Source organism: Streptomyces dryopteridis, assembly GCF_049606955.1.
In the GTDB taxonomy this organism is placed as follows: Bacteria; Actinomycetota; Actinomycetes; order Streptomycetales; family Streptomycetaceae; genus Streptomyces.
In genome coordinates, this window is sequence record NZ_CP187114.1 from 383937 (window position 1) to 408665 (window position 24729).

General features: G+C 73.3%; 32 protein-coding genes and 1 pseudogene. 4 read left to right on the forward strand and 29 right to left on the reverse strand.

The genetic code is table 11. The annotated features are described in order from the left end of the window. Positions 1–4: 4 nt before the first annotated feature. The 19 genes from ACN20G_RS28215 to ACN20G_RS28305 all read right to left on the reverse strand — a co-directional run bounded on the left by ACN20G_RS28215 (position 5) and on the right by ACN20G_RS28305 (position 12837). A complete protein-coding gene (locus ACN20G_RS28215; RefSeq protein WP_424216035.1) occupies positions 5–667 on the reverse strand; it encodes a hypothetical protein in 663 nt (220 codons plus the stop codon). Between the two features lie 75 nt (positions 668–742). Further along, positions 743–1066, reverse strand: a complete 324-nt coding sequence (locus ACN20G_RS28220) for an IPT/TIG domain-containing protein (protein WP_424216036.1) — start codon at positions 1064–1066, stop codon at positions 743–745. 27 nt (positions 1067–1093) lie between these two features. After that, positions 1094–1540 carry a hypothetical protein gene (locus tag ACN20G_RS28225; protein ID WP_424216037.1) on the reverse strand — a complete coding sequence of 149 codons (447 nt, stop codon included), beginning with the start codon at positions 1538–1540 and terminating at the stop codon, positions 1094–1096. Beyond that, entirely contained in the window at positions 1537–1719 is a 183-nt protein-coding gene (locus tag ACN20G_RS28230) for a hypothetical protein (RefSeq protein ID WP_424216038.1), read from the reverse strand. The genes ACN20G_RS28225 and ACN20G_RS28230 overlap by 4 nt, the downstream gene beginning before the upstream one ends. Before the next feature lie 9 nt (positions 1720–1728). Further along, positions 1729–2700 (reverse strand): hypothetical protein, encoded by a 972-nt coding sequence (locus ACN20G_RS28235; protein WP_424216039.1) that lies wholly within the window; start codon positions 2698–2700, stop codon positions 1729–1731. Beyond that, a complete protein-coding gene (locus ACN20G_RS28240) occupies positions 2700–4277 on the reverse strand; it encodes a phage portal protein (RefSeq protein ID WP_424216040.1) in 1578 nt (525 codons plus the stop codon). Before ACN20G_RS28240 ends, ACN20G_RS28235 begins: the two co-directional genes overlap by 1 nt. Positions 4278–4335: 58 nt before the next feature. Continuing rightward, positions 4336–5952, reverse strand: a complete 1617-nt coding sequence (locus tag ACN20G_RS28245) for a hypothetical protein (RefSeq protein ID WP_424216041.1) — start codon at positions 5950–5952, stop codon at positions 4336–4338. Continuing rightward, a complete protein-coding gene (locus ACN20G_RS28250; RefSeq protein ID WP_424216042.1) occupies positions 5942–6436 on the reverse strand; it encodes a hypothetical protein in 495 nt (164 codons plus the stop codon). Before ACN20G_RS28250 ends, ACN20G_RS28245 begins: the two co-directional genes overlap by 11 nt. 847 nt (positions 6437–7283) lie before the next feature. Next, a complete protein-coding gene (locus ACN20G_RS28255) occupies positions 7284–7580 on the reverse strand; it encodes a hypothetical protein (protein WP_424216043.1) in 297 nt (98 codons plus the stop codon). After that, positions 7577–7789 (reverse strand): hypothetical protein, encoded by a 213-nt coding sequence (locus ACN20G_RS28260; RefSeq protein WP_424216044.1) that lies wholly within the window; start codon positions 7787–7789, stop codon positions 7577–7579. The genes ACN20G_RS28255 and ACN20G_RS28260 overlap by 4 nt, the downstream gene beginning before the upstream one ends. A 54-nt stretch (positions 7790–7843) precedes the next feature. Further along, positions 7844–8446, reverse strand: a complete 603-nt coding sequence (locus ACN20G_RS28265) for a hypothetical protein (protein ID WP_424216045.1) — start codon at positions 8444–8446, stop codon at positions 7844–7846. Between the two features lies 1 nt (position 8447). Beyond that, positions 8448–8642, reverse strand: a complete 195-nt coding sequence (locus ACN20G_RS28270) for a helix-turn-helix domain-containing protein (RefSeq protein ID WP_424216046.1) — start codon at positions 8640–8642, stop codon at positions 8448–8450. A 101-nt stretch (positions 8643–8743) separates the two neighbouring features. Beyond that, on the reverse strand, positions 8744–8965 hold the full coding sequence (locus ACN20G_RS28275; protein ID WP_424216047.1) for a hypothetical protein: 222 nt from the start codon (positions 8963–8965) through the stop codon (positions 8744–8746). Between the two features lie 79 nt (positions 8966–9044). After that, on the reverse strand, positions 9045–9401 hold the full coding sequence (locus ACN20G_RS28280; protein WP_424216048.1) for a hypothetical protein: 357 nt from the start codon (positions 9399–9401) through the stop codon (positions 9045–9047). 116 nt (positions 9402–9517) lie between these two features. Then, positions 9518–10423, reverse strand: a complete 906-nt coding sequence (locus tag ACN20G_RS28285; protein WP_424216049.1) for a hypothetical protein — start codon at positions 10421–10423, stop codon at positions 9518–9520. After that, positions 10420–11007: a hypothetical protein gene (locus tag ACN20G_RS28290; RefSeq protein WP_424216050.1), complete on the reverse strand. Its 588-nt coding sequence runs from the start codon at positions 11005–11007 to the stop codon at positions 10420–10422. The genes ACN20G_RS28285 and ACN20G_RS28290 overlap by 4 nt, the downstream gene beginning before the upstream one ends. Further along, positions 11004–11564, reverse strand: coding sequence for a hypothetical protein (locus ACN20G_RS28295; protein ID WP_424216051.1), 561 nt, complete (start codon positions 11562–11564; stop codon positions 11004–11006). The genes ACN20G_RS28290 and ACN20G_RS28295 overlap by 4 nt, the downstream gene beginning before the upstream one ends. Beyond that, positions 11549–11812, reverse strand: a complete 264-nt coding sequence (locus ACN20G_RS28300) for a hypothetical protein (RefSeq protein ID WP_424216052.1) — start codon at positions 11810–11812, stop codon at positions 11549–11551. Before ACN20G_RS28300 ends, ACN20G_RS28295 begins: the two co-directional genes overlap by 16 nt. After that, entirely contained in the window at positions 11809–12837 is a 1029-nt protein-coding gene (locus ACN20G_RS28305) for a tyrosine-type recombinase/integrase (RefSeq protein WP_424216053.1), read from the reverse strand. Before ACN20G_RS28305 ends, ACN20G_RS28300 begins: the two co-directional genes overlap by 4 nt. Before the next feature lie 183 nt (positions 12838–13020). On the opposite strand from ACN20G_RS28305, the pseudogene ACN20G_RS28310 reads away from it, so the two are divergent. After that, positions 13021–13341, forward strand: a pseudogene (locus tag ACN20G_RS28310) (chitinase); the annotation flags it as partial. Positions 13342–13479: 138 nt separating this feature from the next. Here ACN20G_RS28310 and ACN20G_RS28315 read toward each other — a convergent pair. Beyond that, positions 13480–14211, reverse strand: a complete 732-nt coding sequence (locus tag ACN20G_RS28315) for a TetR/AcrR family transcriptional regulator (protein ID WP_424216054.1) — start codon at positions 14209–14211, stop codon at positions 13480–13482. A gap of 165 nt (positions 14212–14376) precedes the next feature. Here ACN20G_RS28315 and ACN20G_RS28320 point away from each other — a divergent pair, with 165 nt between their 5' ends. After that, a complete protein-coding gene (locus tag ACN20G_RS28320) occupies positions 14377–14895 on the forward strand; it encodes a nitroreductase family deazaflavin-dependent oxidoreductase (protein WP_424216055.1) in 519 nt (172 codons plus the stop codon). Here the strand turns inward: ACN20G_RS28320 and ACN20G_RS28325 are convergent. The 6 genes from ACN20G_RS28325 to ACN20G_RS28350 all read right to left on the reverse strand — a co-directional run bounded on the left by ACN20G_RS28325 (position 14858) and on the right by ACN20G_RS28350 (position 21928). Further along, complete coding sequence (locus ACN20G_RS28325; protein ID WP_424216056.1) at positions 14858–15382, reverse strand: hypothetical protein; 525 nt, start codon at positions 15380–15382, stop codon at positions 14858–14860. The two genes, ACN20G_RS28320 and ACN20G_RS28325, sit on opposite strands and share 38 nt — an antisense overlap. A gap of 172 nt (positions 15383–15554) precedes the next feature. After that, on the reverse strand, positions 15555–17390 hold the full coding sequence (locus ACN20G_RS28330) for an alpha/beta fold hydrolase (protein WP_424216057.1): 1836 nt from the start codon (positions 17388–17390) through the stop codon (positions 15555–15557). Positions 17391–17626: 236 nt separating this feature from the next. Beyond that, on the reverse strand, positions 17627–18865 hold the full coding sequence (locus ACN20G_RS28335; RefSeq protein ID WP_424216058.1) for an LCP family protein: 1239 nt from the start codon (positions 18863–18865) through the stop codon (positions 17627–17629). Further along, positions 18858–19274 (reverse strand): hypothetical protein, encoded by a 417-nt coding sequence (locus tag ACN20G_RS28340; RefSeq protein ID WP_424216059.1) that lies wholly within the window; start codon positions 19272–19274, stop codon positions 18858–18860. Before ACN20G_RS28340 ends, ACN20G_RS28335 begins: the two co-directional genes overlap by 8 nt. A 159-nt stretch (positions 19275–19433) precedes the next feature. Further along, a complete protein-coding gene (locus ACN20G_RS28345) occupies positions 19434–20504 on the reverse strand; it encodes a terpene synthase family protein (protein WP_424216060.1) in 1071 nt (356 codons plus the stop codon). Positions 20505–20725: 221 nt separating this feature from the next. Then, positions 20726–21928 carry an MFS transporter gene (locus ACN20G_RS28350; protein WP_424217382.1) on the reverse strand — a complete coding sequence of 401 codons (1203 nt, stop codon included), beginning with the start codon at positions 21926–21928 and terminating at the stop codon, positions 20726–20728. A gap of 241 nt (positions 21929–22169) precedes the next feature. Between ACN20G_RS28350 and ACN20G_RS28355 the strand changes: the two genes are divergently transcribed. Next, the gene (locus ACN20G_RS28355) at positions 22170–22709 is read left to right on the forward strand and encodes a hypothetical protein (RefSeq protein WP_424216061.1); all 540 of its coding nucleotides are present in this window, start codon (positions 22170–22172) and stop codon (positions 22707–22709) included. A gap of 41 nt (positions 22710–22750) precedes the next feature. On the opposite strand, the gene ACN20G_RS28360 is transcribed toward ACN20G_RS28355, so the two are convergent. The 3 genes from ACN20G_RS28360 to ACN20G_RS28370 all read right to left on the reverse strand — a co-directional run bounded on the left by ACN20G_RS28360 (position 22751) and on the right by ACN20G_RS28370 (position 24288). Beyond that, the gene (locus ACN20G_RS28360) at positions 22751–23428 is read right to left on the reverse strand and encodes a restriction endonuclease (RefSeq protein WP_424216062.1); all 678 of its coding nucleotides are present in this window, start codon (positions 23426–23428) and stop codon (positions 22751–22753) included. After that, positions 23425–23634, reverse strand: coding sequence for a hypothetical protein (locus ACN20G_RS28365; protein WP_424216063.1), 210 nt, complete (start codon positions 23632–23634; stop codon positions 23425–23427). The genes ACN20G_RS28360 and ACN20G_RS28365 overlap by 4 nt, the downstream gene beginning before the upstream one ends. Before the next feature lie 201 nt (positions 23635–23835). Then, complete coding sequence (locus ACN20G_RS28370; protein ID WP_424216064.1) at positions 23836–24288, reverse strand: VOC family protein; 453 nt, start codon at positions 24286–24288, stop codon at positions 23836–23838. Between the two features lie 124 nt (positions 24289–24412). On the opposite strand from ACN20G_RS28370, the gene ACN20G_RS28375 reads away from it, so the two are divergent. Next, on the forward strand, positions 24413–24709 hold the full coding sequence (locus ACN20G_RS28375; protein ID WP_424216065.1) for a hypothetical protein: 297 nt from the start codon (positions 24413–24415) through the stop codon (positions 24707–24709). Positions 24710–24729: the final 20 nt, after the last annotated feature.

Consider the following 24729-nt stretch of genomic DNA (forward strand, 5'->3'; position numbering starts at 1 on the left):
TCTGTCAGCGGCCGAGCAGCGTTTCGAGCTGTCCGGCCTTCTCGGCGGCGACGATCTGTTCCGGGCTCATCCCGTCGAGATCGGTCTCGGTGAGCTGACGGGGCCGGGGCGGCTTGGCCGTCCCTCCGTCACGCGGCCCCCACTGGGGGCCGCCGCCGCGTTGCGCGGACAGGTAGGGCTTCGTCTTGACGAGGTCGGCGAGCGCGGACGAGATGTCGTCGGTGTCCACGGACCCGTCGGTGGCGACCTCGAAGGCGTCGAGGTCGAGGAAGGCGAATGCGTCGCCGGGGTCGGCCAAGAGGCCCTTGGCGGCGGCGCGGATCTCGGCTTGGAGGATGCGCCGGTTGGCCTTGTCGAGGGCCGCGCGCTCGGCGGCGCGCTGCGTCTTCTCGGCCTCGGTGGTGGCTGTGGCGTCGGCGATCTGCTGTTCCAGTTCGCGGCGCCGGTCCCGCTCCGCCCGGAACCGCCCCTTCATGGCGTCGAGCGCCCGTTTCCCGGCGTCGCCGAGCTGGTCGGCTCCCTCGGGGTCGGCGTCGTCCTCGGGGGCGCCGTGCGCGCCGTCCTGGCCGTCGTCGGTGGGGGGCTGCTCCTCGTCGTCCTGGTCCTCGTTGTCGAGTGCGGCGAGGGCATCCGTGGCGGGGGTGGCGACGCGGGTTACTACACCCATTGCGGGCGGCTCCGTTCATGCGGAGGCCCCCGGGGCGTTGCGCGCCGGGGGCCGGGGAGGTGGGGTGATGGGGGGTCAGTCCGCGGCGACGTTCAGGCGGAGGTAGCCGACCGCGACGTGTTCGCCCTTGGCCTCGACGAGCTGCACCGGGTAGGTACCGGCGGCCAGGTCGGGAACTTGGAACTCGATCTTCTCGGGGTCGATGCGGGCCCACACCGGGTTCCCGTCGACGCGGACGCGGGCGATGGTGTCGAGGCGTTCGCCGGTCAGGGTGACCGTTTCGCCGGGGGCGCCGGCGAGCGGGCCTGTCTCCTTGACCTGGGGGGCGCCGGTGCGGTCTTCGAGGGCGGCGAACCGGGCGCGGACCTCGTCGAGGATCGCGTCGAGGGTGTCGGACACGTGGTGCTCTCTTCTGTGGTGTGGTGGCTACTGGGCGGGGATGAACTTCACGTACTCGGGGAGATCCGACCCCCCGGCGGCGCCGTGTTCGGCGTTGTCGTTCTGCTCGTCGGTGGGGACGAGGTTCACGGCCGTGCCGGGCGGCACCTTCGGGGCGGTGATGCCGCTCTCACACTCCGGGTCCGTGGCGTCCGGGTAGTACGGGATGAGGGCGGCGTCCGTGCGGTTGTCGACCTTGGCGATTTCGGTGCTGTCCGGGCCGAGGACGTAGCAGCGGTTCAGCTCGGGGTCGGTCAGCACGATCGGGCTGTTGGCGGGCTTGGCGTTGGCGTTGTCCCACAGGGTGATGCGAGCGACGCCCTTCGCGGTCGTGGTCGGGGCGCTGGGGGTCGTGGCGGTGGCGGGCATGGCGATGACCGGGACGAGGGCGGCGGCGCCGAGCGCGGCGCCGTACAGGACGGTGGTCAGTCTCACGACGGGGGTCCTTGCGGGGGGAAGGAGTCGGGGAGGGGCAGGTCGGTGACGGTCTCGGTGCAGGTGGGGCACCACAGGAGGAACCAGCCCGCGCCGCGTACGAGGACGCGGAGGCCGGGCCGGTGGCAGGCCGGGCAGGGCAGGGGCTCGACGATCTCGTTGCCGTAGTCGTCCATCACGCGGGTCTCCTAGCCGGTCAGGTACCCGTACCGGCGAAGCATGTGGATCAGGTCGGCCCGGTTCTCGGCGATCTTGTAGATGGCCTCCGGGGTCAGGCGTGGCCCGGCGCCCCAGGGGATCGCGCGGTTGTACTTCCGCAGGTACCGTTCCGCCTGCTTGCGGCCCTCGTGCGTGGCGAGGAGCTGGCGGCCGAACACGTCGGCCGTGTACGTGCCCCGGGAGGCGTTGACGAGCTTGGCGGGGTCGGCGCCGGCCCGGATCGCGGCGGCGTTCGCCTCGCCCCACACCCGGTCTTGCTGCTCGCGGCCGAGGCGGTCGAACAGCTCACGCGGCCCCGGCACAGTGGAACGCCGGCCTCTCGGGCTGGGCATGTGGATGCAGTGGCAGCGGCGGTGCCGCCGGAACCCGGCGTTGAACGCGTACACCCGCCCGGCGAGGATCGCGCACCGGGGGCAGGCGGTCGCGGAGCACACCCGGACGTAGCCGGTGCAGGCCCGGTCCGAGGCGATCCGCACGCCGACGGCGGCCCGGCCGGCGTCCGCGATCTCGCTGTTCGTGATCCGCAGCAACTCGCGCAGGCCGCGTTCCCACGCGTCCACGACCGGCACCCCTTGGCCGATCAGGGTTTTGGTGCCGACCACCGGTTGGTACAGCAGGGATTCGAGGGCGCGGCCGTCGGCGGCGTGCCCGGCGAACGCCCCGGGATCCAGGGACCCGGCCGGGTCGGGGTCGGTGCCGAGAGCGGCCAAGGCCCGCGTCACGTAGCTGTCGGCGCCCTCGGCGGCGAGCTGCTGCACGGTCGTGACGGTGCCGACGAGGAGCCGGGCCCGGGCTCGGAAGTAGCCGTCCATGTCGGCCGGGTCCATGGTGCGCCACCAGCGGGCGGCGAGCCGGGCGGCCGAGGCGGCGAGTCCGGTCTGCTGCCGGTACCAGTCGGCGGCGATGTCGGCGGCGGCCGGGGGCGCGAGGACGGCGGGCATCAGCGGCGGGCCCCGACCGGGACCCGGCGGCGCCGGCGCGCGGGCGCGGGCGCGTCCGGCTCCTGGCCCTCGTCCTGCTCCTGGTCCTCGTCGTCTTGGGCCTCGGCGGCCGGGGCGGTGCGCTCCTCCGGTCCGCCGAGGGGCTTGGGGTTGACCATCTGCGCGAGCGGGTCGAGGTCGGCCTCCTTCTCGCGCATGGCCACGAGGTCGGCGACCTCGGACGGGGACAGCCCGTAGTGCGCGGCCAGGTACGCGAACGGAAACCCGACCTGGCGCAACTTCACGAGGGCGTCGGCGAGCTGGGTACGGGACCGGGACTCGGTGTCGGCCCACAGCAGCGTCCCGGACCGGATGGCCTTGGCCTTCTTCGCGTTGTTCATGGCCAGGGCGACCAGGCGGAACATCTCGCGGACGGCCGCGCCCCACCACAGCTGTTTCTCGCCGCACTTCTTCACCAGCCCGGCCTCGGCCGCGATCAGCGCGTCGCCGCTCAAGTTCGCCATCTTGCCGACGAGGTAGTGCTGGGGTGTCCTCGTCTGGGCGGCGATGTGGCCGACCGCGACCTCCAGAACGCCGGTGTACACGTCGAGGCGGGCGGCCTGCCACTCGCTGATCTTGGTGTTCGGGTCCTCCAGCCACAGCAGCCGGTCCACCGCGAACTTGGCCAGGTCCATCGGCCGTTCGCCGATCTTCTGCCCGTCCTTGTCCAGGATGGGGATCTTCGGCCGCTCCATGCCCATGACCACCCGTTGCGGGAAGGACGCGAAATCCGAGGTGGTGAAGAGCTGCGCCCACAGCAGGTTCACGGCGTCCTGCATCGCGGCCACCCCTGCAATGTCGCTGATGGGGTCCCGCACCAGCCGGGGCCGGTTCGGCAACTCGATGATCGGCACGCACCCCATGGGGTTGGGCTCGGCGCCCGCGACCGTGGCCCACGCGTGCTCGGCGTCCTGCCTCGCCTTCTCCGACGGGGGGAGCCACAAGTCCATCTCGGTGTCGGCCTCGGCCATCTGCGCCGACTTCGCCTGACGGCGCAGCACCCGGCGGAACCGCCAACGCTCGTCCGGCAGGTACAGGGTCGCGCACTCGTGATCGCCGTCCTGGAACACCCGCAGCGCCGCGCGCCGCTCGTACCGGGAGCCGGGCACGTACGCCACCACCGCCTCGGTCGTGTCGAGGAACTGCACGGTGGGCACGTCCGGGTCGGCGTCGTTACCCCACACGTACACGAAGCTGCGGGAGCCGACGGCGGAGCCGAGGAACCCCAGCTGCGAGTCGCAGTCCAGGTTGTTGGCCTGCCACACGCCCCACAGCTCGTCATCGGCCTTGTCGGTCCCGGCCGGCTTCACCCCCGTGACGGTCATGCGCTCCACGGGGCTGTCGGCGACGACCTGCGTCCAGTTGTCGGCGAACCCCTCGTACTGCTTCCCGAAGTTCTTCCGGAACGTCTCCGACGCGAACGCCAACGGCTGGTCGGACTCGTAGTACCGCTCGAACCGGTCCGCCGGGCCGCGCCGGTTCTCCAACTCGTTCTCGAGGATCGCCACCAGGCGCAGGGCCTCAAGCTCGGTCGCCACGATGACGGTCCTTCCGGGTGGAGTTGTCGAGACGGTGCGCCCGCGGGCGACGGAGGGGTCACGCGGAGTAGGCGTTGTACTTCTTGGTCCGGGCGAGGCCGTCGGCGATCGCGTCGCACGCGGCCTCGTGCGCGAGGACGGACACCACGGCTACGTCGATCTTCATCGCGGGCCCGGCCTTCTTGAGGACGTACCGGCCGGCGGGCCGCTCGCCCTTGCGGGTGTGGCCCATGTGCACCGAGGCGTCCGGGCAGCCGTCGTGCCACAGCGTGGCGTCCTTCTTGGCCACGTCGGTGAGCAGCCGCTCGCAGGCGGCGTGCATCTGGACGATGCGGTATGTCGACCACCTGACGATGCGGTCCCCGTACTCGTCGGCCCAATCGTCGATCTCGGTTTCCCAGTACGGGGGGTCCATGTAGGCGCGGACGACGTTGTACCGGCCCATCAGCTCGGCGACGGCCGCGCGGACGGCGAGGCGCGGGACCTGGCCGCCGTGCTCGGCGGGGTCCCAGATGGCCGGCGTCCGGTCGGTGCCGACGGTCGGGGTCCACTGGTAGCCGGTCAGGGTTTCCAGCCGGATGGCGGTCCAGTCGTCCACGTCGGAGCCGTCCAGGCCCATGACGACGGTGGCGCCGTCGGGTACCTGCTCGGGGCGGGCGCGGGCGTCCCACAGGTCGCGGTTCATCCACGACCCGGACCCGGCCACGCTGCGGTTGCCGAAGAAGCGTTCGGCCTGCGCGGGGTCGGTCTCGATCAGCTCGGCGGCCTCGGCCTCGATGGCGTCGAGGTCGACGTGGACGGACCCGGCGTAGACGTGCCGGTGGATCTTCCGGCGTTCCTGCTTGTTGAGGTAGGAGAGGGAGCCGGGGGCCTTGCGGTGGAACCGGAAGATGTCCCGCGCCCGGGACTCGGACGTGCGCTGCGCCACGGAGTTCTCGCCGGGGTCCCACGCGTTCGTCGTCTCGATCGCCCTGCCGCCCATACCGGCCAGGCCGCGCCGCTGTGTTTCGGCGACGCGGATCATGCGGTTCTCGGCGGTCCACAAGCCGACCTCGTCCTGAGCGGCCGTGGTGATCGGGTTGCCGAGTCGGGATTGCGCCGAGCTGGTGACCACGTCGATCCGGCCGCCGCCGGGCAGGCGGATGAACTGCTCGCCGACCTTCATCAGCGCGGACAGCGGCCCGAGCCGGATCATGTTCTGTAGGGGGCGGTAGATGTTGTCCGTCTGGTCCTCGGACGTGGCCGTGATCTGGATCAGCGGCGTGGGCCAGGGGCGGCCCATCGGCTCCCCGGGCTCGTACTCGTACGCCCACCCGCATGGGCACCCGTGCGCGTTGCACTCGTACGTCTCCCCGCCCTCGGCCCACCCGTTGAACACCACGGGGCCGACGGCCTCGGCGGCCATCAGGGTGGCCGTCCAGGGGCCCTTGCCGGTCTTCTGTGGCGCCACCACCTGCGACCGCCGGTAGTGGAACGCCGGGGCAAGCTGGCCGAGGCGGGCGCCGGGCTTGAGCCGGTAGTGGTTGACCGTGCACCACAGCTGCCAGTCGTAGGCCACGAACGGCTTGCCCTGCTCGAACCCGTCCGGGATGACGCAGTGCTCTTGAATCCACTCCGGGACGACCCACAGCGTCGGGAAGTCGACGACGTACTCGGACGGCCGGTCAGCCACCATCGCCCGGCGGCGGGATGACCGTCAGCCTCGACCGCACCGACGACACCCGCGGCGGGACCTTCGACCTGCGGCCGGCGGGACCTTCGGCGGGCTGCAGCGCGTCGTGCTCGTCGGCGGCGGCCGGGATCTTCCACCGGTTCGCGCGCAGCCCGGGCACGGTGAGGCCGAGGGAGTCGGCCATCTGCCGCACCACCGTGAGCAGCGCCACCGGGGCGCCACGCTGCTCGGCGGCCGTCAGGGCCCGCAGGTACAAGGCGACCTCGACGGCCTGCCCGTACCGCTCCCACAAGGCGGCCTGCGGCCGGGCCCACATCGGCGGCCACAGCTCGGATTCCCGCTCCGAGGGGGTGGTGAGCGGCCAGTCCGGTACCGGCCCGGTGCGGGACGGCGGCAGGGTGATCCACTCCCCGGTCGCGGTGTTCGGGCGCAGGGCCATGGGGTCCGGCGGCGGGCCGGAGCGCGCGCGGGCGCCACCACTGGGCATCGGGGGTCCTCTCGGCGTCGGGGCCGTTGCGACCCCGGGGTGCCGTCACGTTGCGTGACGGCGAGTGATCTTGGAGGGGTTTTGAACCCCGCAGACTTCCGCCGGCCCTCCCCGGCGGTCAGGGCGACCGGGGCCCGTGGGGGTTGACCCCCCGGCCCCGGTCACGGTGCGTGACGAGTTTCGAGTGGCCCCTGCCGTGGCGGCGTGGTGTGGCGTGTGTGTCGCGTGGTGCTGCTGTGCCTCGTGAGCGCTGCTGTGTGCCTGTGTGAGCGCCTGCGAGCTGTTCAGCGTGCCGTGTTCCATCCGCCTGGCTGCTGGGCTGCTGTGTGGCTGCTGTGGCATGGGTGGCATAGGCCGCGGCCGTACTGCGGGTCGTTCGGGTCCATGCCTCGGGCCACCAGCTCGCGCCGGTCGAGCGGATGGTGGTCCGCGTCCGTGGCTGGTGCTGCGCGGCAGAGCACGCACACGCGGTCGCGTGCGAGGACGCCCGTGCGGAAGCGGCTGATGTGGTCGCCGGAGTAGCCGCGTTCGGCCGCCGTGCCGCGTGCCCGCTCCCGCTGGCTGCGGCAGTCGGGGCAGGGCCCGCCCGGGGTGAGGGTGGGGCATCCGGGTGTGGGGCACACGGACGCGGCACGGCGGCGGCGTGTGGGCATGAGGCTGGTCCTGTGGGGGTGGCGGGGTACGGGGCGGTTCCGGAGCCTGGCCGTTGCCGTACCCCGCCGTGCGCGGCCTGCGGTGTTCGTGCACCATCGCGGCCGTGCCCGCCCCCTGGCTGCACCGGCCCCGGGGTGAAGGGCCCGGGGGTGGGGGTGTGCAGGCGGGGGCGGGGTCTAGGGGGTGGGGTGGGTCAGGAGGTGGGCGGGGTGGGCTGCTGGCCGGGGGTGGGGGGCTCGATGTGGGTCGCGGCCCGGCAGAGCGCGTCCTTGGAGTCGAGGAGGTGGCGCACGCCCACGGTTCGCTCGGCGGACGGCGGGATGACCTGCACGACGTAGCGGGCCAGGTCCTCGACGCACTGTGAGACGGTGCGCAGCGGCTCGGGGAGGAACGCGCTGCGGAAGTAGGTGAGGATCTGCTCGGCGGGGTCGAGGCGGCGGACGGGGGCCGGCGGCACGGGGGGCTGTTCGAGCGCGGGTGTGGTGGTCACGCGGCGGGCTCCTCGCGGCGGGGCGGTAGTTCGGTGAGGTCGTACATCACCCTGTGTCGCCGGTTGGGGGTGGCGACGCGGTGGCGGGTGATCTTCCCCGTGGACGCCCAGTAGTCGATGGTTCCGACGGGGACCCGGCACCAGACGGCGGCGGCGTGCCGGTCGACCAGCGTCGACCGGCCGGTGGGTGCAGTGGGGGGATTGTCCATGAAAGTAGCTTGGCGCCTGATGGTGGGCAAGGACGCTCGGCCGTACGGGTCACGCTACGTGGCGAGGACGTGGCCGAGGTGGAGCCACCGGTCCTGTGGCCACTCGGCCTTGCAGGAGTAGCAGCGGATCACCATCGCGTCTGTGTCGACGGACAGGGGCCCGGCGCACGGGGTGCCATCGGCGGATTGCGAGACAGGGCAGCGCAGTTCGGTGCGCAGCGTCTCGGGCGGGTCGATGACGCGGCGCGCGCGGGCGGCGAGCTCGGTCACCTCGCGGGCAAGGGTTGCTGCTGCCTCAAGGTGGGCGGCGGCCCAGGGCAGGTGGCGGGCGATGGTGGCGGCGTGCTGGTGGTGGAGCGGTGTGGTGCGGGCGTGCACGGGGTGGTCGAGGTTGCGGGCGTGGACGAGGTGGTGGGCCCACGTGGCCAGGGTGGTGGGGATGCCGCCGACGGCGCGCAGCGCGAGGGCTTCAAGCTGCGCGGGCAGGGGTGCGTGCGCGCGCGGCCCGGTGCGGGCCCGGCGGCCACGGGCCGGGGGGAGGTGGGCGGCGAGCTGGTCGCACAGGCCGGGGAGCGCGTGCACGGTGTCGGCGGTCGCGGACGTGCAGCCGGGGCACAGGACGTGCAGGCCGGGTTCCGCGCAGAGGCGGCAGGCCATGTCAGGCCGCCGGGGTGCGGCGGGGCCGGCCGCCGCCTCGGCCGCGCAGGACCGTTCCTGCCTCGTGTAGCAGGGTGAGGGTGTTGCCGTAGGAGCGGCCGTGCTTGGCGACGAGGTCGCGGACGGAGGCGCCGGCGTCGTACTCGGTGCGCAGGAGGGCGGCCAGCTTGGCGCGGGCCTCGGCCTTGAGTCTCATGATCGGCTCAACGACCGTGACCGGCTGGGGTCATGGGGCGGCCCCGCCACGGGGGGGTGTGGCGGGGCCGAGGGGTGCGTGCAGGGTTCGAGGGTAGCGGGTCAGCGGGCGCAGGGGCCGGTGAACCCGTACACCTCGCTGAGCGGGGCGATGCCGACCATGGGGGCGATGCCGCACACCTGCACGTCGTGAACGTCGAGGGCCGGGGCGATTCCGGTGTTGCCGGTGGTGTTGTGGTGGCCGGGGCCGTCGGCGGCGGCCGGGACGGCGGCGACGGCCAGGGCGGCGCCGGTGAGGGCCAGGGCAGCGAGGACGGTACGCATGGGGGTTCCTCCGTGGGGGGCGACAGGTGTCGACCGGCCCAACGAGCCGGGCGAGGAACCGTTTCAGCCATGGCCGGAATCAGGGCGTCTTGCCGTCGAGGAGGCCCCACATCACGTTCATGGCCTCGGTGCGCTCCTGCTCGGTGGCGTCGGGGTGCTCCCTGATCCGCCGGGCCTCGGCCATGGCGGCCTTGGCGCCGGCGGCCTCGGGGGTCTGCCCGTCAGGGTTGGCCAGGCCGTTGCGGTAGGCGCGGCGGATCTGCTCGACGACGCTGAGCCGGGGCTCACGGGCGGCGGTGACCGGTTCGCGGGATGCCGACGCCGAGGGGGTGGCCGGCGCGGGTGCGGCCTTGTCGGGGGCGGTGGTGCAGGCGACGACGGCCGGGCCCAGGAGGAGCGCGGCGAGGATGAGGGGGACGGTTCGGCGGGGGTTCACGGTTTCGAGGGTCAGTGGGGTGCCGGCTGTGCCGGTAGGGACGGGCGGCCTGACCGTTTCAGGACGGTCGGGAGGGTCGCGGCGGGACCAACGTCCCGCCGCGGGTGCTCGCACGGTCACACGAGGTGGTCGCCGTCGTGTCCGGTCAGCGCGGTGCGGCCGGTGCCGGTGCGGGACGCGAAGAACCCGTCCACCATGATGGCGTGCCCTATCCGCTCGGCGAGGTTGGCGCGGGCCATGACGGCCGCCTGGTCGTCGGCGTCGATGAGGTCGGCGCACGTGGGGCAGGCGTTGAACCAGCGGCCGGATCCGAGGACCATCGGGAACCCTCCGAACGCGGTGATCTCGACGACGAACGGGGTCACGTCGTAGTAGCAGACGGCGCGGTCCTTCTCGCACAGGTCGCAGACGACCGTGCCGCCCTTGGCCGGTACGAAATCCGGTAGGGCGCTGGCCTCTTCCGCCTCCTCCGGGGTGGCCGGGCGCCACCGCAGGGCCGGGCGCCACAGGTAGCGGCCGGTGTCCTCGTCGAGGAGGTAGGAGCCCACCGCGTAGGCGGTGGCCGGGTGCGGCTCCTCGAAGCGGATCGCGTCCGGCGGCGGCACGGCTTCCCGCCACTCCATCGCCTTGCCGTCCATCGGCCCGCCCACGTACGTGAACCGCTGGACCGGGCGCCGGGGTTCGGCGGTGACGGCACCGGTGATCGTGTTCTCGACGAGGTACCGGGTCCCGGCCTCGGCCTCGGCCTGCTCGGCCTCGGTCATGAGGGTGGCGGAGTGCTGGACGGCCGCGAGGAACTGCACCTGCGACAGGACGCGAGACCCCGCGCACTCGCGGTGCGACCACGCCACCAGCGTGGGGCGGCCGGGGGTGGCCTGCACGGACAGGGACACCACGTCGTCCGGGGGGCGGCAGGCCCGGCGGCACACTCGGCACTCGACGAGGCCGGGCGGGTTGGCCACGATGGCGTCGACTACTCGTTCGCCGAGCTGTCGGCGGACGGCCCCCGAGATTCTGATCACCGGGCCACCTGCTTCTCGGCGAGCGCTTCGAGGAGGGACCGCAGCACGTCCATGGCCGGGCCGACGAGGAACCCTTTCCTGCCGGGCGGGAAGTGGTTCTTCTCCGGGGTGCCCATGGTGTTGTTGGTGAGGCGGGTGCCGGACACGTCGTAGGCGTGGCCGTCGAGGGTGAGAGCCTGCACGTGCCGCTGCTCCAGCCGTCCGGGGATGGTCCGGAGCGGGGGCAGGCTCCCGCCCGCGACGAGTCGCCGGGTGGCCTCGGCCACCTGCGGGGTGTCCTGGCGGGTGGAGTCGATGGCGTACGACTCCATGCGCAGGGCGACGCCGACGGGCGGCCCGTAGGCGGTCGGGACGTGGCCGAGGAACGGCACGGAGCCGATGACCCGGATCGAGGCGGCGAGCGCGCCGACGGCCTGCTTGGGGTCGCCGGCCATGTGCCAGTACGCGCGGGGCAGGCCCATGGGCAGGACGACCGTCCCGGCCGGGGTGGTGTGCAGGGTGTACAGCTCGGCGTCCTCGTCCCACGCGGTCCGGGCGGTGAGCAGCGCGGCCAGGTTCTCGAGGACGGTGTGGTGGTCGGTCACTGCTGCTGCTCCCCGTCGGCGGGGGCGGTGCGGGCGCGGAGCGCGGCGTCCGTCCCGTCGGGCATGACGACGGCGGCGGCCTGCGCGAGGGCGGCCGACAGGGCGCGGGTGCGCTCGGGCTTGTTGTGGACCACGAAGGAGACGAGCGCGAGGAGTTGGGCGACAACGCGGGCCTGTTGGTGCTCGGAGACGATCCGGTCCCACACGTCCACGGGGGCGCCGTTCTCGGGGGCCCCGGTCGTCGCGGCGGCCACGTGGGACATGAGCAGCACCATGGCCCCGGTGGACCCGGCCGTGTCGGCGAGGAGGGGTTGGGCGCGGGTGAGGGTGTTCGGTCCGCCGGTCTCGGTGAGGAGGTGGCAGGCGCCGGCCGCGATCTCGCGCCAGGTGTCGGGTTCGTAGTCGGCGCCGGGTTCGTAGAACTCTTCGACGAGGTACCGGTGGTTCAGCTCCAGCGCGGCGGCCAGGACGTGACCGACGAGGGCGTGTCGGATGCTGTCGCGTACGAGGTCGGCGGATTCCGCGGTGCCGTCGAGGCGGATCATTCGGATGGCCAAGGCGGGGCTCCTACGGGCTTGTTGGGGCGTTGCGCCCCGAGTCGGTACAGGTGGGTGCTGCTGGTGATGAAGGCGCGTACCTCGGCGAGGTCGCTGTTCAGGTGGTCGGGGCGCACCGTGTGCCGGGGGCGTATGCAGCCCGGGGCGGGGGCGGCGAATTCGGCGACGAGGCGGCCGGGCCGCTTCCCGCTGGGGGTGAGGTCGAGGAGCACGGGGCCCTGCACGGTGGGCTGTTCGGGCGAATTCACGCGGCGCTCTCTAGGTCGAGGGTGCGGCCGTCGAGGAGTGTCCGGACGGCGGCGAGTTGTTGTTCCTGGCGTCTGTAGTCGGCATAGACGATGGCCATGTTCGTCAAGAATTCCTCAGCGTCGAGGGCGAGTTGTGCGCGCAGTTCGTCAACGTTCGGCGGGGTGACGCTGGGCACGATGACGAGCTGCCCGGCGCGGGATGCGCCGGGGAGCGCCGATGCTGTGGCGCGGGCCACGTCGGCGTCGGATTCGATGTAGACCTCGGTCGTGGCGACGGAATCGTGGCGGGCCTGGTCGCGGGCGGCGACGATGTCTTTCTTCACGCGATAGGTCCAGGTGATGAACCAGTGGCGGCACATGTGAATGGACGCGTCGATACCGGCCCGCTTCTTCGCCCAGTAGAGGAAGCGGCAGGAGACGAGGTTTCCTCCGACGAGTTTCCCGAGGACGTAGCCACCCGCCCGAATTTCCGGTTCGAGTTCTTGGATAAGGAAACTGTCAATAAAGACGTCGGCGGTCTTTCCGCCCTTCCCGTCGTAGACGGTGAGGATGCCTCCGGTGCCGGAGGGGTCGGGGATGATGTGCTCGCCACGGAGCCGTCCTATCTCGGCGGCCCGGAGGCCGGCGTACAGGGCGAGGAGTGTAGCGACGTACATGTGGCGGCAGTTCAGCCGGAAGAAGGAGAGTAGGTAGTCCCTTTGGCTTTCGGTGATGGGCTTCGGTCGGCGGGCGGTGCGGCGGGGGCGCCGGATGCCTGCGGTGGGGTCGGTGCCACCGGACCACTTTACGAATGCTTTTATCGCGCAGAGGTAGGTTCGGCGCGTGCCGGGGCCGCACTTCCGGTCCCGGAAATACTCGCGGATTCGATCGGCCGTTAGGTCGTGAGGGTCACTCAGCCCGTGGTGCCGACAGATTCGTTCGACCGTCGAGATGTATCTCTTGATCGTCAGGTCCGCGTATTCGTCTTGTGTGTCCGATCGCCACCGCTCATAAATATCGGTGCTCTGGAAATCGTGATCAGCCACATTCCCAATGTCCGATTTGACCCGTTCTTTGCCAAGGCACTGCGTGCCCGACTTTGTAGGGCCTGACGGCCCCTCATCTAGAGTCGAAGGGCTCGAAACCTCACAGGGTTCCCTTACCGCGTCCAGACACGTCGTCACGACATGCCACCGGCTATGGCTACGCGCTGCGTAAAGACGCGGCCATACTTCAACGGCAGCATGTACGGCTGCTCCGGCGACTCCTACTCCGCCGGGACCGTGCAGGGCTTCACCGCGCAGACCGACTGCCTGAACAAGGGCCTCGTGGTGCAGGGCACGACGATCAAGGTGCCCTACGACAAGCAGGTCCCCGGCCTGCCCGCCCAACCGGGCGCCGGCGGGGGCCACATGTCCCCCGCGCTGGTGGCCCAGGCGTGGAACAAGTACCAGGGCGGCCTCAAGGGGCTGATGACCTGGTCGATCAACTGGGACGGTGCCAAGAACTGGACCTTCGGCGACAACGTCAAGGCACTCCAGGGCCGCTGACCCCCGACGGACCCGGCCGGGCCCCTCGCACGATCGGGCCCCGCTCGTGACCGCACACCCGCCCGCGTGGGGCGGACGTCGGTCGCGGGCGGGGCCCGGTGCGTGTCCGGGGTCACGCGGCGTGGTCAATCGGGGCGGTCACGCGGGGCGGGCGTCCGTGCCGGTCGGTGTCTCCTCCGGGATCCCGGCCAGGGTGCCGAGCCGGGCCACCGCGTGCGCGAAGAACGCGTCGCGTTCCTCGACCACCCGCTGGAACTGGCCGAAGACCTCGAACGAGATCAGCCCGTAGAGCTGTGCCCACACCGCCGGCAGCGCCAGCGCCGCGTCGGCCGGCAACCCGCCGGCGAAGTCCGCGATCATCCGCGCCGCCTCCGCCTCCAAGCGGGTGGGCACCGGCTCCGGGGCGGGCGCGCCGGGACCCGCGTGGGCCCGACGGACCACGTCGATCAGGGCCTCGCCGCTGCGGGCGGCGGCGGGCACGGTGCGCTCGGCGGGGGCGTGGTAGCCGGGCACGGGCGAACCGTGGATCAGCGCGTACTCGTGCGGGTGGGCCAGCGCCCAGGCGCGCACGGCGCCGGCGACCTCCGCCCAGGCCCGCGCCGGGGACTCGGTCAGCGTGCGGTCCCGGGCCGCCTCGGCGGCGGCGCCCACGCTGTCGTAGGCGTCGACGATCAGCGCCGTGAGCAGCTCGTCGCGGCTCGGGAAGTAGCGGTAGAGCGCGGAGGACACCATGCCCAGGGCGCGGGCCACGGCCCGCAGCGAGAGCTTCGCCGCGCCCTCCTCGGCGAGCTGTCGGCGGGCCTCGTCCTTGATGGCGGTGGTGATCTCGGAACGGGCCCGCTCACGGGCCCCGCGCAGGGTGCTGGTCATGGGGTCAGTCTGACACGTTTTGGAGCGCCGAACCATTTCGAGAGCAGTGCTCTTGCTTTCGCGGGCGGGATGGGTGCACACTGATCTCACTGGAGAGCAGTGCTCTCGCGAAGGCAGTGAGCAGAGTCGCCGAGCAAAGCCGATCGATCCGCCGGGAGGCACCCCATGACGCACACCGAAACCCACGCCGACGCCCGCGCCACCGCCGGGGACGCGGGTTCCCACTACGTCCGCGCCGGCCGCGCCGCGGCCCTGTTCAACCGCTTCGTCGGGTTCCTGGCCCGGCGCGGGGTGAGTGTGGCGGGTTCGGCCGAGCTGACCGTGCTCGGCCGGGTCTCCGGGAACCCGCAGCGGATCCCCGTGAACCCACTGGAGATCGACGGCCGGCGCTACCTGGTCTCGGCGCGGGGGCACTCCCAGTGGGTGCGCAACATGCGGGCGGCCGGCGGCGGGGAGCTGCGGATCGGACGCCGGGTGCGCCCGTTCACGGCCACCGAGATCACCGACCCGGCGGAGCGGGTGGAGGTGCTGCGCGCCTACCTGCGGAAGTGGGGGTGGGAGGTCAACACCTTCTTCGAAGGGGTGACCGCCGACTCCGAGGACTCCGTGATCCTGGCCCGCGCGCCCAAGCACCCGATCTTCCGCATCACCGAGGGCGCAGCCGGTCGGCGGCGAGCACGGTGAGCGCGGGTCGGGTCGGGGTGTGGGTGTCGGCGAGCCGGTCGCCGACGGAGCTTCGGGCCCAGGGGGTGAAGGTGTGGAGACCCGGCACGGCGTCCTCCCTGATGCGGGTGTGGAGGGTGACGGTGGCGGTCGTGTGGCCGGCGATCCGGGTGTGGACGTGGTCCACCACGAGGGCGTGGCCGTCGGTCCCGATCCCGCAGGTGCTGGGAGCCGGGCCGGTGAACCGGCCGGGACCGGCGGGCGTGAAGGGGTTTCCGTGCTCGGCGTCGGGGGCCAAGCGGAGCAGCAGCGCGCGGGGTTCGGGGTCGTCGTTGTGGGCGGTGACGGTGAGAGTGAGGGGATCACCGGGGCACAGGGTGGTGGCGGAGACGGTGACGCGGTGGTGTTCCCCTCGGAACCAGAGCAGGTGTCCGGGTGGGACGGGAGCGGCGGGGGCCGGCTCGGGCCGGGGCCGCGGGGTGGGAGCGGTGGGACTCAGGGGGCGCACGGGGTGGCCCTTCTCGGTCGGGGACGCGGTGGTGGCGTCGACTGGTCGGGTCCGCGCGAGGACGTACGCCGGGACCCCGATGCCCAACGCGCGCGGCCCCCGACCCGGCCGCGTCCGGGGGATTCGATCATCCGAACGGGGGCGGGCGGGGGTGCGGGGAGCAGGGCGCGGGTCAGCCCAGGGGGAGGTCCAGGCGGGCCGCGGCGATCGCGGTGGAGCCGATGGTGGTGACGCTGCCGTCGACGCTCGCGTCGCGGTACAGGGGGTCGTTGCCGGTGATCACGAGCAGCAGGCGGTGGCCGGCGGGCACGTCGTGGCCGGCGGCCTGCAACCTCCAGCTCACGTTCCGATCCTGGCCGGGGGTCAGGTCGGTGAGGGTGACGGGTTCGTGGGTGATGACGCGGGCCGTGCCGTCGGGGGCCGCGTCGAAGAGGTAGGCGACGAGGGTGGTGGTCTCGACGGTGCTGCGCACGGCGAGGGTCAGCTCCGGGATGCCTCGGATCCGCCGGGCCGCGCCGCCGGCGCGCGGGGCGTCGAGGGGTTCACCGGCCCAGACCGCGAGGTGCCTGCGGTCGAACTTGTCGGTGGGGTAGATCTTCGGGTCGCCCTTCCACTCGGCCTGGCCGGTGGTGATGATCGCGTCGACGGCAACGGCCTCGGTGGGCCGTTCCACGGTGAACTCGCGCTTCCACCCGGTCTGTTCGGCGAGGGCCAGACCACCGTCGCGGCCGCCGGAGGCGGCGGCGGTGAGGTACCAGCGTTCCGTGGAGGTGGTGATCTCGGACCAGGAGGCGCTGGTCTCACGCCTGGCGGGCTCGGTGATCACCGGCTTGCCGGTGCCGGGGTCGGTACTCGTGGTGTAGGTGAACATAATCTGGCCTGCGACCGGGGACCACTGCGGGACCTCGTTGGGTGTGCCGAGGATGTGGTGGTCGAGCCAGGCGAGTGCCTCGTCCACCGGCTCGCTGGGGCCGCTGGAGGGGATAGTGAGGCCGGCGCCCTCGGGGGCGGCGTGGTCGCCGATCCACAGGTTGAGGTGCTTGGGCACGGTCAGTGCCTCGAAGTGCCCGACGAGTTGGTTGATCGGGAAGAGGGTCTCGTGCCAGGTGTTGGAGATGAAGGTCGGCACACCGCGCGCGTTGGTCTGCTCCACGTAGGAGCGCGGGGAGCGCTCACGGCCCCAGGCGATGACCTCGTCGAGGTTCTGGCCGGCTGCGAAATCGGCCAGGATCTGGCGGGTGGCGGGGTCGAACTTGCGCTCGGCCGGGCCGCCCGTGAAGGCCACGAGGGCGTCGACGGCGGCCGTGTGCCGGGTGTCGTTCTGGAGGAGGGAGTCGGCGAGGTCGCCCCAGGTGCTGAGGGCGACCACGGCGTCCACCCGGGCGGCCGGGTCGTGGGCGGCGACGAGCTGCCCGATGCCGGAGCCGTAGGACTCGCCGAGGAAGGCGATCCTGCTGGGGTTGAAGTGCTGCTGCGCGTAGTCGATGACGGTGGAGCCGTCGGCCCAGTCGGAGGGGCCGGCCACGTCGACGGTGCCGCCGGAGGTGAAGGGGGCGTCGATGAAACCGCCGCCGGGGATCGGGAAGGTGAGCCCGATGCCGCGCGGGGTGTAGGCGAGGACGTGGTAGCCGCGCAGGGCGAGGCGCAGGTAGGTGTACTCGAACAGGGTCCAGCCGAGGGGGGTCCAGCCGGCGGGGACGATCACCACGGGCCGGGGCTGGTCACCCTTCAGCTTGATCGTGTGGGCGGAGAGCCGGACGCCGTCGTCGGCGGTGATGCGCGGGAAGCCGATCGTGGCCGCCGCCTTCACCTTGTCGACGAGCTCCCGCAACTCGCCGGTGAGGACGGATTGTTCGGCGGACCCGTTGAGGGTGGCCACCAGGGCCTCGGACACGGCCGCGGCGGCCGGGTCGATCGAGGTGGGGGACGCGTAGACCCCCTGTCCGGCGATTTTGGCCAAGTGGGCCGGGGTGACGGGGGTGATCTGCTCGTCCTGCGGGTCGCTCACGTGCCGGTTCCTCTCCGTTGCTCCGCCCCGCGGACACGGGACGGCCCTGACGTGCCCGCGCCGGGACCTTCGACCGTCCCGCCGCACCGTGATCCTTGGGCTTCGGCCACCGGCGCGGACAGGGCGCACGGGATCGGACCGGAGGACCCGGCCGGCCGCGCGTGCCGCGGTGCGCGTGCGCGTGCACCGGCGCGGCCGGCCGGATCGAGAGGGTCCCGACTCCCTCTCGGTGGGCCTCAGTTGACGCAGGGAACCCCGGAGGACTCGACGGCCGGGCCCGCGGCGCCGTCCTGGTCCGCGTCGTGGGAGGGGGACGGGGCGGGCGTGGCGGGGGCTCCGGAGGGCGGCGCTGACGGGGAGGCGGTTTCGCCCGTGTCGGGCGGCGGGGTGTCGGCGAAGGCGTCCCGGACGATCTTCGGGAGTTTCTCCGCGTCCACGAGATTGACCGATTCCCCGCCCCGCGTGGCGTATCCGGTGATGGGCAGGGTGCGGAAGGCCACGTTGCCGCCGGTGAGGTTGGGGGCGCTGCGGGCGAAGTCCAGCACGTCCCAGGAGCTGTCGATGACGAGGTCCTTCTTCACCACGTCGAGCAGTCCGCGCAGTTTGCCGAGGTCCCCCCACACCCCTTGGCTCTTCAGCTGGTGCGTCACGGACAGCAGGAACGCCTGTTGCCGGTGGGTGCGGTCGAGGTCGCCGTTGGGCAGGTCGTAGCGCTGGCGGACGAAGGCGAGGGCCTGCCGGGCGTTGAGGTGGGAGACCCCGGCGGGGAAGTCGGCGCCCGAGTTCTTCTCCTTGACCGGGTGCTTGAGGCAGACGGTGATGGGCTGGAGGACCTGGGCGATGTCGTGGAAGCCGAGCAGGTTGGCCTCGGCGAAGTGGTCGATGGGCACGTCGAGCAGGGTGCGGACGGTGCGCAGGGTGGCCTCGCGGCCCGCTTCGCGGCTGCGGGCCTCCAGGTCGGCCCCGGTGACCCCGCGGGCGGCGAGTTTGTCGTGGGCCCCGCTGTAGGCGTTGCCGTATGCCTCCTTGATCTTGTGTTTGCCCTGGGGCGAGCCGTCGCCGTTGTAGGTCTCGACGTAGTCGTCACGAGGTATGGAGAACGCCTGCACCTTGCCGCCGCCGGCCGGGGTGTGCAGGAGTATGAGGGTGTTGGTGTTGTAGTAGCCGATCTTGCTGGATCCGGCGTGCAGCTCGTCCTCGACGAATTGTTTCGGCAGGTCGTTGCCGTTCATGTCCTTGCGGGAGTCGAGCCCTATGAGGAGCACGTTGACGGAGTTGTCGAGGTGCCGGGGACCGTCCCCGCGCAGCGCGTCGAGGGCGTCGGAGGTGGTGAGTCCTCCGACGAGGGAGTGGTAGGCGGCCCAGCTGACGCCGGTGACGGTCAGGACGGCCCCCGAGGCCGTCCAGACCAGGGCGCGGCGCAGTCGGCCGGGGCGGCGGGCCCGGCGGGGGCGTGCGGTCCGGCTCTCACGCATCGAGGGCCGCCTTCCGCCGGCGGCTGCCGGACCGTCGGCGGCGTCCGCCCGCCCCCGGGCGCAGGGTGTGCGCGGCGGCGGTGAGGAGGGCGGCGAGGATCCCGAGGCAGCCGGCGGGGAAGGAGTCGGTGGCCCAGCCGATGACGGCGGGGCCGTCGGGCGCCCCGTCCGCGATCAGGCCGACGCAGACGACGATGCCGGCGACGGCCAAGGGCGGGAACGGGACCGCGGACCAGGGGTCGCCGGCTCGGGCGGCCCGCCGGCCGGCCAGGCAGGCTCCGATGACGGCGCCGGCCGGCAACCACCAGGAACCGCCGACGAATCGTTCCGTCAACGCTCCGGCGAGGGCCGGGAGCACCAGGGCGGCACCCGTCGCGAGCGGTGGGGTCGTGGCCTGTCGTGACTGCATGAACGCACCTTCTGTGAGGCGGAAGAGGGTCCGGTGTCCCTGGCTTCCGCGCGTCGGTGCCCGTCCGGCACGCCGCGGCCGGCCGGGCCCCCCGGAAGTCAGAGGGCGCGCGCCCCGGGAAGGTTGCCCCGGTTCTGGATCTTTGACGTGGTTTTGACCTTATGGAGTGTTTGACGACTCCCCGGCCCGCTCGCCCCCCGCGTGCCGGGCGGTCTCGCCGAGCCATGCCGTGAAACCCGTGACCCAGTGCCGGAGGTCCTCGGCCCGGCGCACCAGGCGCGGGTGCGGCGGATGGGCGGCCAGGGTCTCGAAGCGGGCGGCCCGGGCGCGCAGCCGGCGGGCGACCCGACCGGCGGCCTCGGCGTGGTCCAGACCCCGCTCGCGGGCGAGCACGAGGACGAGGTTGTGGGTCTCTCCGGCGGCCAGTTCCCGGCGCCAGGACGCCAGGTCCCCGGTGTGGTCGACGATGTCGGCGGCGACCCCGCGCAGCTCCCGCTGCCATGAGCAGGCGTCCAGGTGGTCGGGGAGGCTGCGGTCGGCGAGGTGGTCGGCGATGTCGAGGATCTCGCGCAGGCCACCGATGACGCGGCGGGTGGCGAGGTAGGCGGCCTCGTCGGGGGCGATCCCGCGGCGCCGCCGCGTCTCCTCGTCGGCCAGGGCCTCGAAGTACTCCCGCAGCCGCCCGACCAGACGTCGGCGCACGGCGGGGGCCATGCCGCGCGCGGTGCGCGTCCACAGGTCCGTGAAGGCCCCGCGCAGGGCCTCGGCGGCCCGGTCGTGCGGGGCGGGCGGCGTGCCCTCGGGTTCCGGGCGCGGGTCCGGGATCCCGGCGAGGTCGTCGAGGAGTCGCAACGCGTCGGCGCCGCCCGGTCGGGGGCCGGGTCCCCGGTCGAGGTGGTCGTCGAGGAGGAAGCCCCACGCGTACCAGTGGGCGAGCAGGGTCAGCGCCTCCTCGTCCCCGTGCGGGTGGGCCCGGGCGGCGAGGGTCCCGTAGCGGGCCCGGCGCAGACCCTCGGCCGGGTTCGGGGCACCGGGGTCCGCGGGGAGCAGGAGGGAGTGTGCCCGGCACCAGTCCAGGACCCGCTCGTCGGCCCGGACCCCCCGGCCGCCGGGTCCGGCGACCACGCGCACCCCGATCCCGGGCCGGGGGTCGTCCGAGGGTCGGGGACGCGGGGTCAGGCCGACGGAACCCTCGTGGGTCGCCTGCTCGTAGGTCGACTGCTCGGACATGCCCCGCGCCCCCCGTGCTCTTCGTCCACGCGTCCGCTCCCCCGAACGGCCGGTGACCTTTCGTGGTGGAACGACGGCAGATCGTAGCGGAAGGTGACCGAAGGGGCGCACGCCCCGGCGCACCCCCGGGCCGCTGCCCTGCCGCCCCGGCGCCACCCCCGGGGCCCGGCACCGTCGGGGGACCGCACGATCGGGTGAGCCCCGCCCCGCGCGCGGGCTCGTCAGGGGGTGGGCGCCGGCTGCCGGCGGGGCAACAGGAAGGGGGTGGCCAGGGCGCACAGGCCGGCGGCCGCGAGGGCCGTGCGCGGTCCGCCGACCGCCGCGAGCAGCCCCCACAGGCCGGTGACCCCGGCGATGGCGGCCCGGCTCGTGATCGACCAGGCGGTCAGGGTGCGGGCGACCCGGTCCGGCGGGGTCCGTTCCAGGCGCCGGGCGGCCAGGACCGGGTTGAACACCCCGATGCACAGGATCATCCCGAACTCGACCAGGGCGACCAGCACGGGTCCGCCCGCGCCGGGCCCGACGAACGCGAGCGCGGGCAGCCAGCAGGCCCGCAGCACGCCGGCGGTGCGCAGCACCCGGTCCGCGCCGTGCCGGAGCACGAGGCGGGGGGCGAGTCGGGAGCCGATCAGGCCGCCCGCGCAGGGCAGCGCGAACACCAGCCCGTAGAGCCAGGGCGGCACCCCGTACTCGCCGAGCAGCAGCACGGCGAGCGGGGGTGCGGTGGCCATCACCAGGGCGTTGAAGAGCACCGCGTTCAGGAACAGCGGGCGCAGGACGGGATCGGACAGCAGGTGCCGCCAGCCCGCGAACAGGTCGCCGAGTCGGGTCCGGCGTGCCGGGTCGGGGGGTACGGGGCGGGGCTCGGGGCCGGGGACGGCCCGCAGGGCGAGTGCGGACAGCAGGTGACTGGCGGCGTTGGCGAGGACGGTGACGGCCGGGCCGAGGGCGCCCACGAGGGCGCCGCCGAGGGGTGGGCCGAGCATGGTCGCGGTCCAGGTGGTGCCCTCGAAGCGCCCGTTGGCCCGCACCAGTTCCTCGCCCGGCACGAAGGACTTCAGGAAGGCTCCGGCGGCGGCCGTGAACGCGATGTCGCTCGCGCCCACGACCACCGCGACGACCAGCAGCCACGTCAGGGAGAGCAGCCCGCAGGCGAGGGCGACCGGCACGCTGACCAGGGCCGCGGCACGCACCAGGTCCGTCGCGATCATCACCCGGCGCTTGCGCCGGAACTCCACCCACGGCCCCAGCGGCAGCGCCACGAGCGCGCCGACGGCCGGTCCGACGGCGGCGAGCAGCGCCACTTGGCCCGCCCCGGCGTGCAGGGCCAGGATCGCGACGAGGGTGAAGGCGTCGAACGCGAGCCAGGTGCCGAGCGCGCTGACCGCGTACGCCGTCCACAGCGCCCCGAAACCCCGGACCATCCGCTGTTTCGGCTGTTTCGCCCGCACCCGCGCGGTGGTGCCCCGCCCGTCGTCCTCGTCGCTCACGCCCGTCCCTTCCGTCGACCCGGGCCATCCCAGCGTGCCCCCGGCCCCGGGTCAAACCCGCCGGTTCGCAGCCGCGCCGAAATTCCCTGGGCAAACGGTGAAGATCATGTGAAACTGCAGGTCATTACGCCGGAAACACAGCTTCCGGTTGCTCGATCCGTGGTGGGGAAACTCCGTGAACAACAAGATCAAGGGGCTGCTGGCGGTCTCCGCCGGGCTCGGTGTCCTGGCCCTCGGCGGGCTGCTGAGCCCCGACCCCGAGGTGACGGTGGTCGACGACTCCGGGCTTCACGCCCTCGTCGACCCCTCGGACAGCGGGTGGCGCCCCGAACCGGAGGGCTCGGCCGAGGATGCCTCCTACACCGGGCCCGAGCCCGACGCGGACGCGGTGCTCGCGGACTTCGAGGGAGCCCTCGACGACGCGGAGGCCGGCCCGGGCACGGCCACGGCCGGGGCGCTGGACGTCGACGGGTGCGTGGTCGGCTGGACCGGCCTCCGGGCGCCGAGCGGCCCGGAGCTCACCGGGACGCTGGACGGGCTGGCCGAGCGGGACTGGCGCGTCATCCAGCGACGGAGCAACCCCGTTGCGGTGGAGTTGGTCAAGGGGGCCTGGCGCCTGCTGCTCACCCCCGAACCCCCCGGCGGCGGGTCCGTGCTCTCGCTGCTGGCGACGCACGGCACCCCCGAGTGCGAGGAACGCTGGGCGAACCGCTGAGCCTCGACCGCCGATCGGAGCCGGCGGTCAGGAGTCGGCGCTCAGGAGCCTCGGTGGGGGCGGCGCGGGGGCGGGATCGCGTCGAGCAGTTCCCACAGGGGACGGGTGTCGGCGGCCCACCGGGCGAGGACGGCGCGGTCCACGAGGTGCAGCCGCTGGGAGCGGGCGAAGGCGGCGGCGTTGGCGGTGACCCGCCCGTTGGTGACCAGCACGATCACGTCCCCGCCGTGCACGGGCCGGCCGGTGCCGTTCAGGACGTGCAGGTCGGGGGTGCCCACCGGGGACCCGGCCAGGCCCGCCCGCCGGTGCTTGCACTGGATGACCCAGAGCCGGCCGAGCGGGTCGGTGGCCTTCACGTCGGCCCCGTTGTCCCCCGCGCCCCCGCACCGGACGGCGTCGGCGCAGCCGTCACGCCGCATCAGGTCGCGGACGGTCTCCTCGAAGCGCGTGTGGTGCAGGGCGTCGATCTCGGGGAGGGCGTACCGCAGCCCGCGCAGCCGGGCCCGTTCGGCGCGGGCCGCGTCCCGCCGGCGGCGCAGCGCGATCGCCAGGGCGGTCAGTGCGGCGAGGACCAGGGCGACCAGAACCCCGGGGTGTTCTCGCAGCCACCGCAGCACCCCGATCAGCGCACCCGCCGCCAGGGCCAGGCCGCAGACGAACAGCGGCAGGTCCGGGGTGGGACGGCGGGGCGCCGGGCGGCGCGGGCGCCGGCGGGTCACCGGCTCGCCCGCGTGACGCCGTCGGCCACCTGCCGCACCAGGTCCAGGAGCGCCTGCCCGAAGGCGGTGGGCGCGAGCACGACACCGAGGGCGAGCACGATGAAGACCGTCAGCGCCTGGTCCCGACGGCTGCGGGCGTGCACCGTCCGCCTGATGCGCAACCACACGAGAACCGCCAGGACGAGCGCCACATCGAGTGTCAGCACCTCGCACCACTCCCCCGTCTCCGTGCGGTGGTGGCACGTGCCACCACCGTCGGTTCTGTGTAGCGGTCCGGCGAGGGCTCGCGCCGGCCTTCGGGGCGGAGTCGACGCGAACACGATCACCTGGCCGGATCCGGCGGGCGCGCGCCGCACCGGACCGCGCGCCCGGCGCCGCCCCGCACGCCCCGCCGAGCCGGGTCGCCCTCAGGCCGCGCAGAACTCGTTGCCCTCGGGGTCCGTCATGACCCACCAGTGCCCGGCGGGCCCCATGTCGACCTCGCGCACCCTGCTCGCGCCCAGGGACTCCAGCCGGGCCACGAGCGCGTCGAGGCCGCCGGGTTCGGCGTGCACGTCGATGTGCAGGCGGTTCTTGCCCTGCTTCGGCTCGGGCACGTCCGCGAACAACAGCCGCCGGCCGCGCCCGACCCCGCTGTTCTCGTCGTAGGGGTCCTCGGGGTGCCGGATGCCGGCCAGGCCCCGGAACAGGCGCCGGCCGCCGTGCTCCACGATCTGTTCCGGCTTCACGTGGCCCGCGGCCAGGAGCTGTTCGATGAGCTTGCCGGGGTCCTCCACCTCGTACTCCAGGGCGGCGGCCCAGAAGTCGGCGAGGGCGGGGGCGTCGGCGCTGTCGATCACGAGTTTCCATCCGAGTGTCATGCGCTCGTTCTACACGGGCCCACCGACAACGCGGTCCGCGGCACGGGCGCATCGCGCACCGCCCGGCGCCCGGTCCGCGCGATCCGGTCCGCCGCGACCGGGCGCGGCGCTACCGTGGGGACGGATGTCGGTCGAGAGCCCCCGGGAGTGGCGGATGAGCGAGCAGTCGGGTGCGGCGCGCGGCCGGCCGGCCCTCGATCCGGTCGGAGCGGCCTCGCTGCGCCGGTACGCGGCCGGGGTCGGGAACCCGGAGTTGGCGAGGGCGTTGACGGAGATCGCGGCGCACGGATATCCCGACCCGGCGACCGGGGTCGCGTGGGAGGTGCTGCGCGAGGCCCGTCTGGCGGCCGCGCGCCCGGCGAACGAACCCGACGTGCCGGGCGATTCGGGAGGTTCGGCCGTGGAGCCCCGCGACACCTGACGGATCGTGAGGCCGGCCGA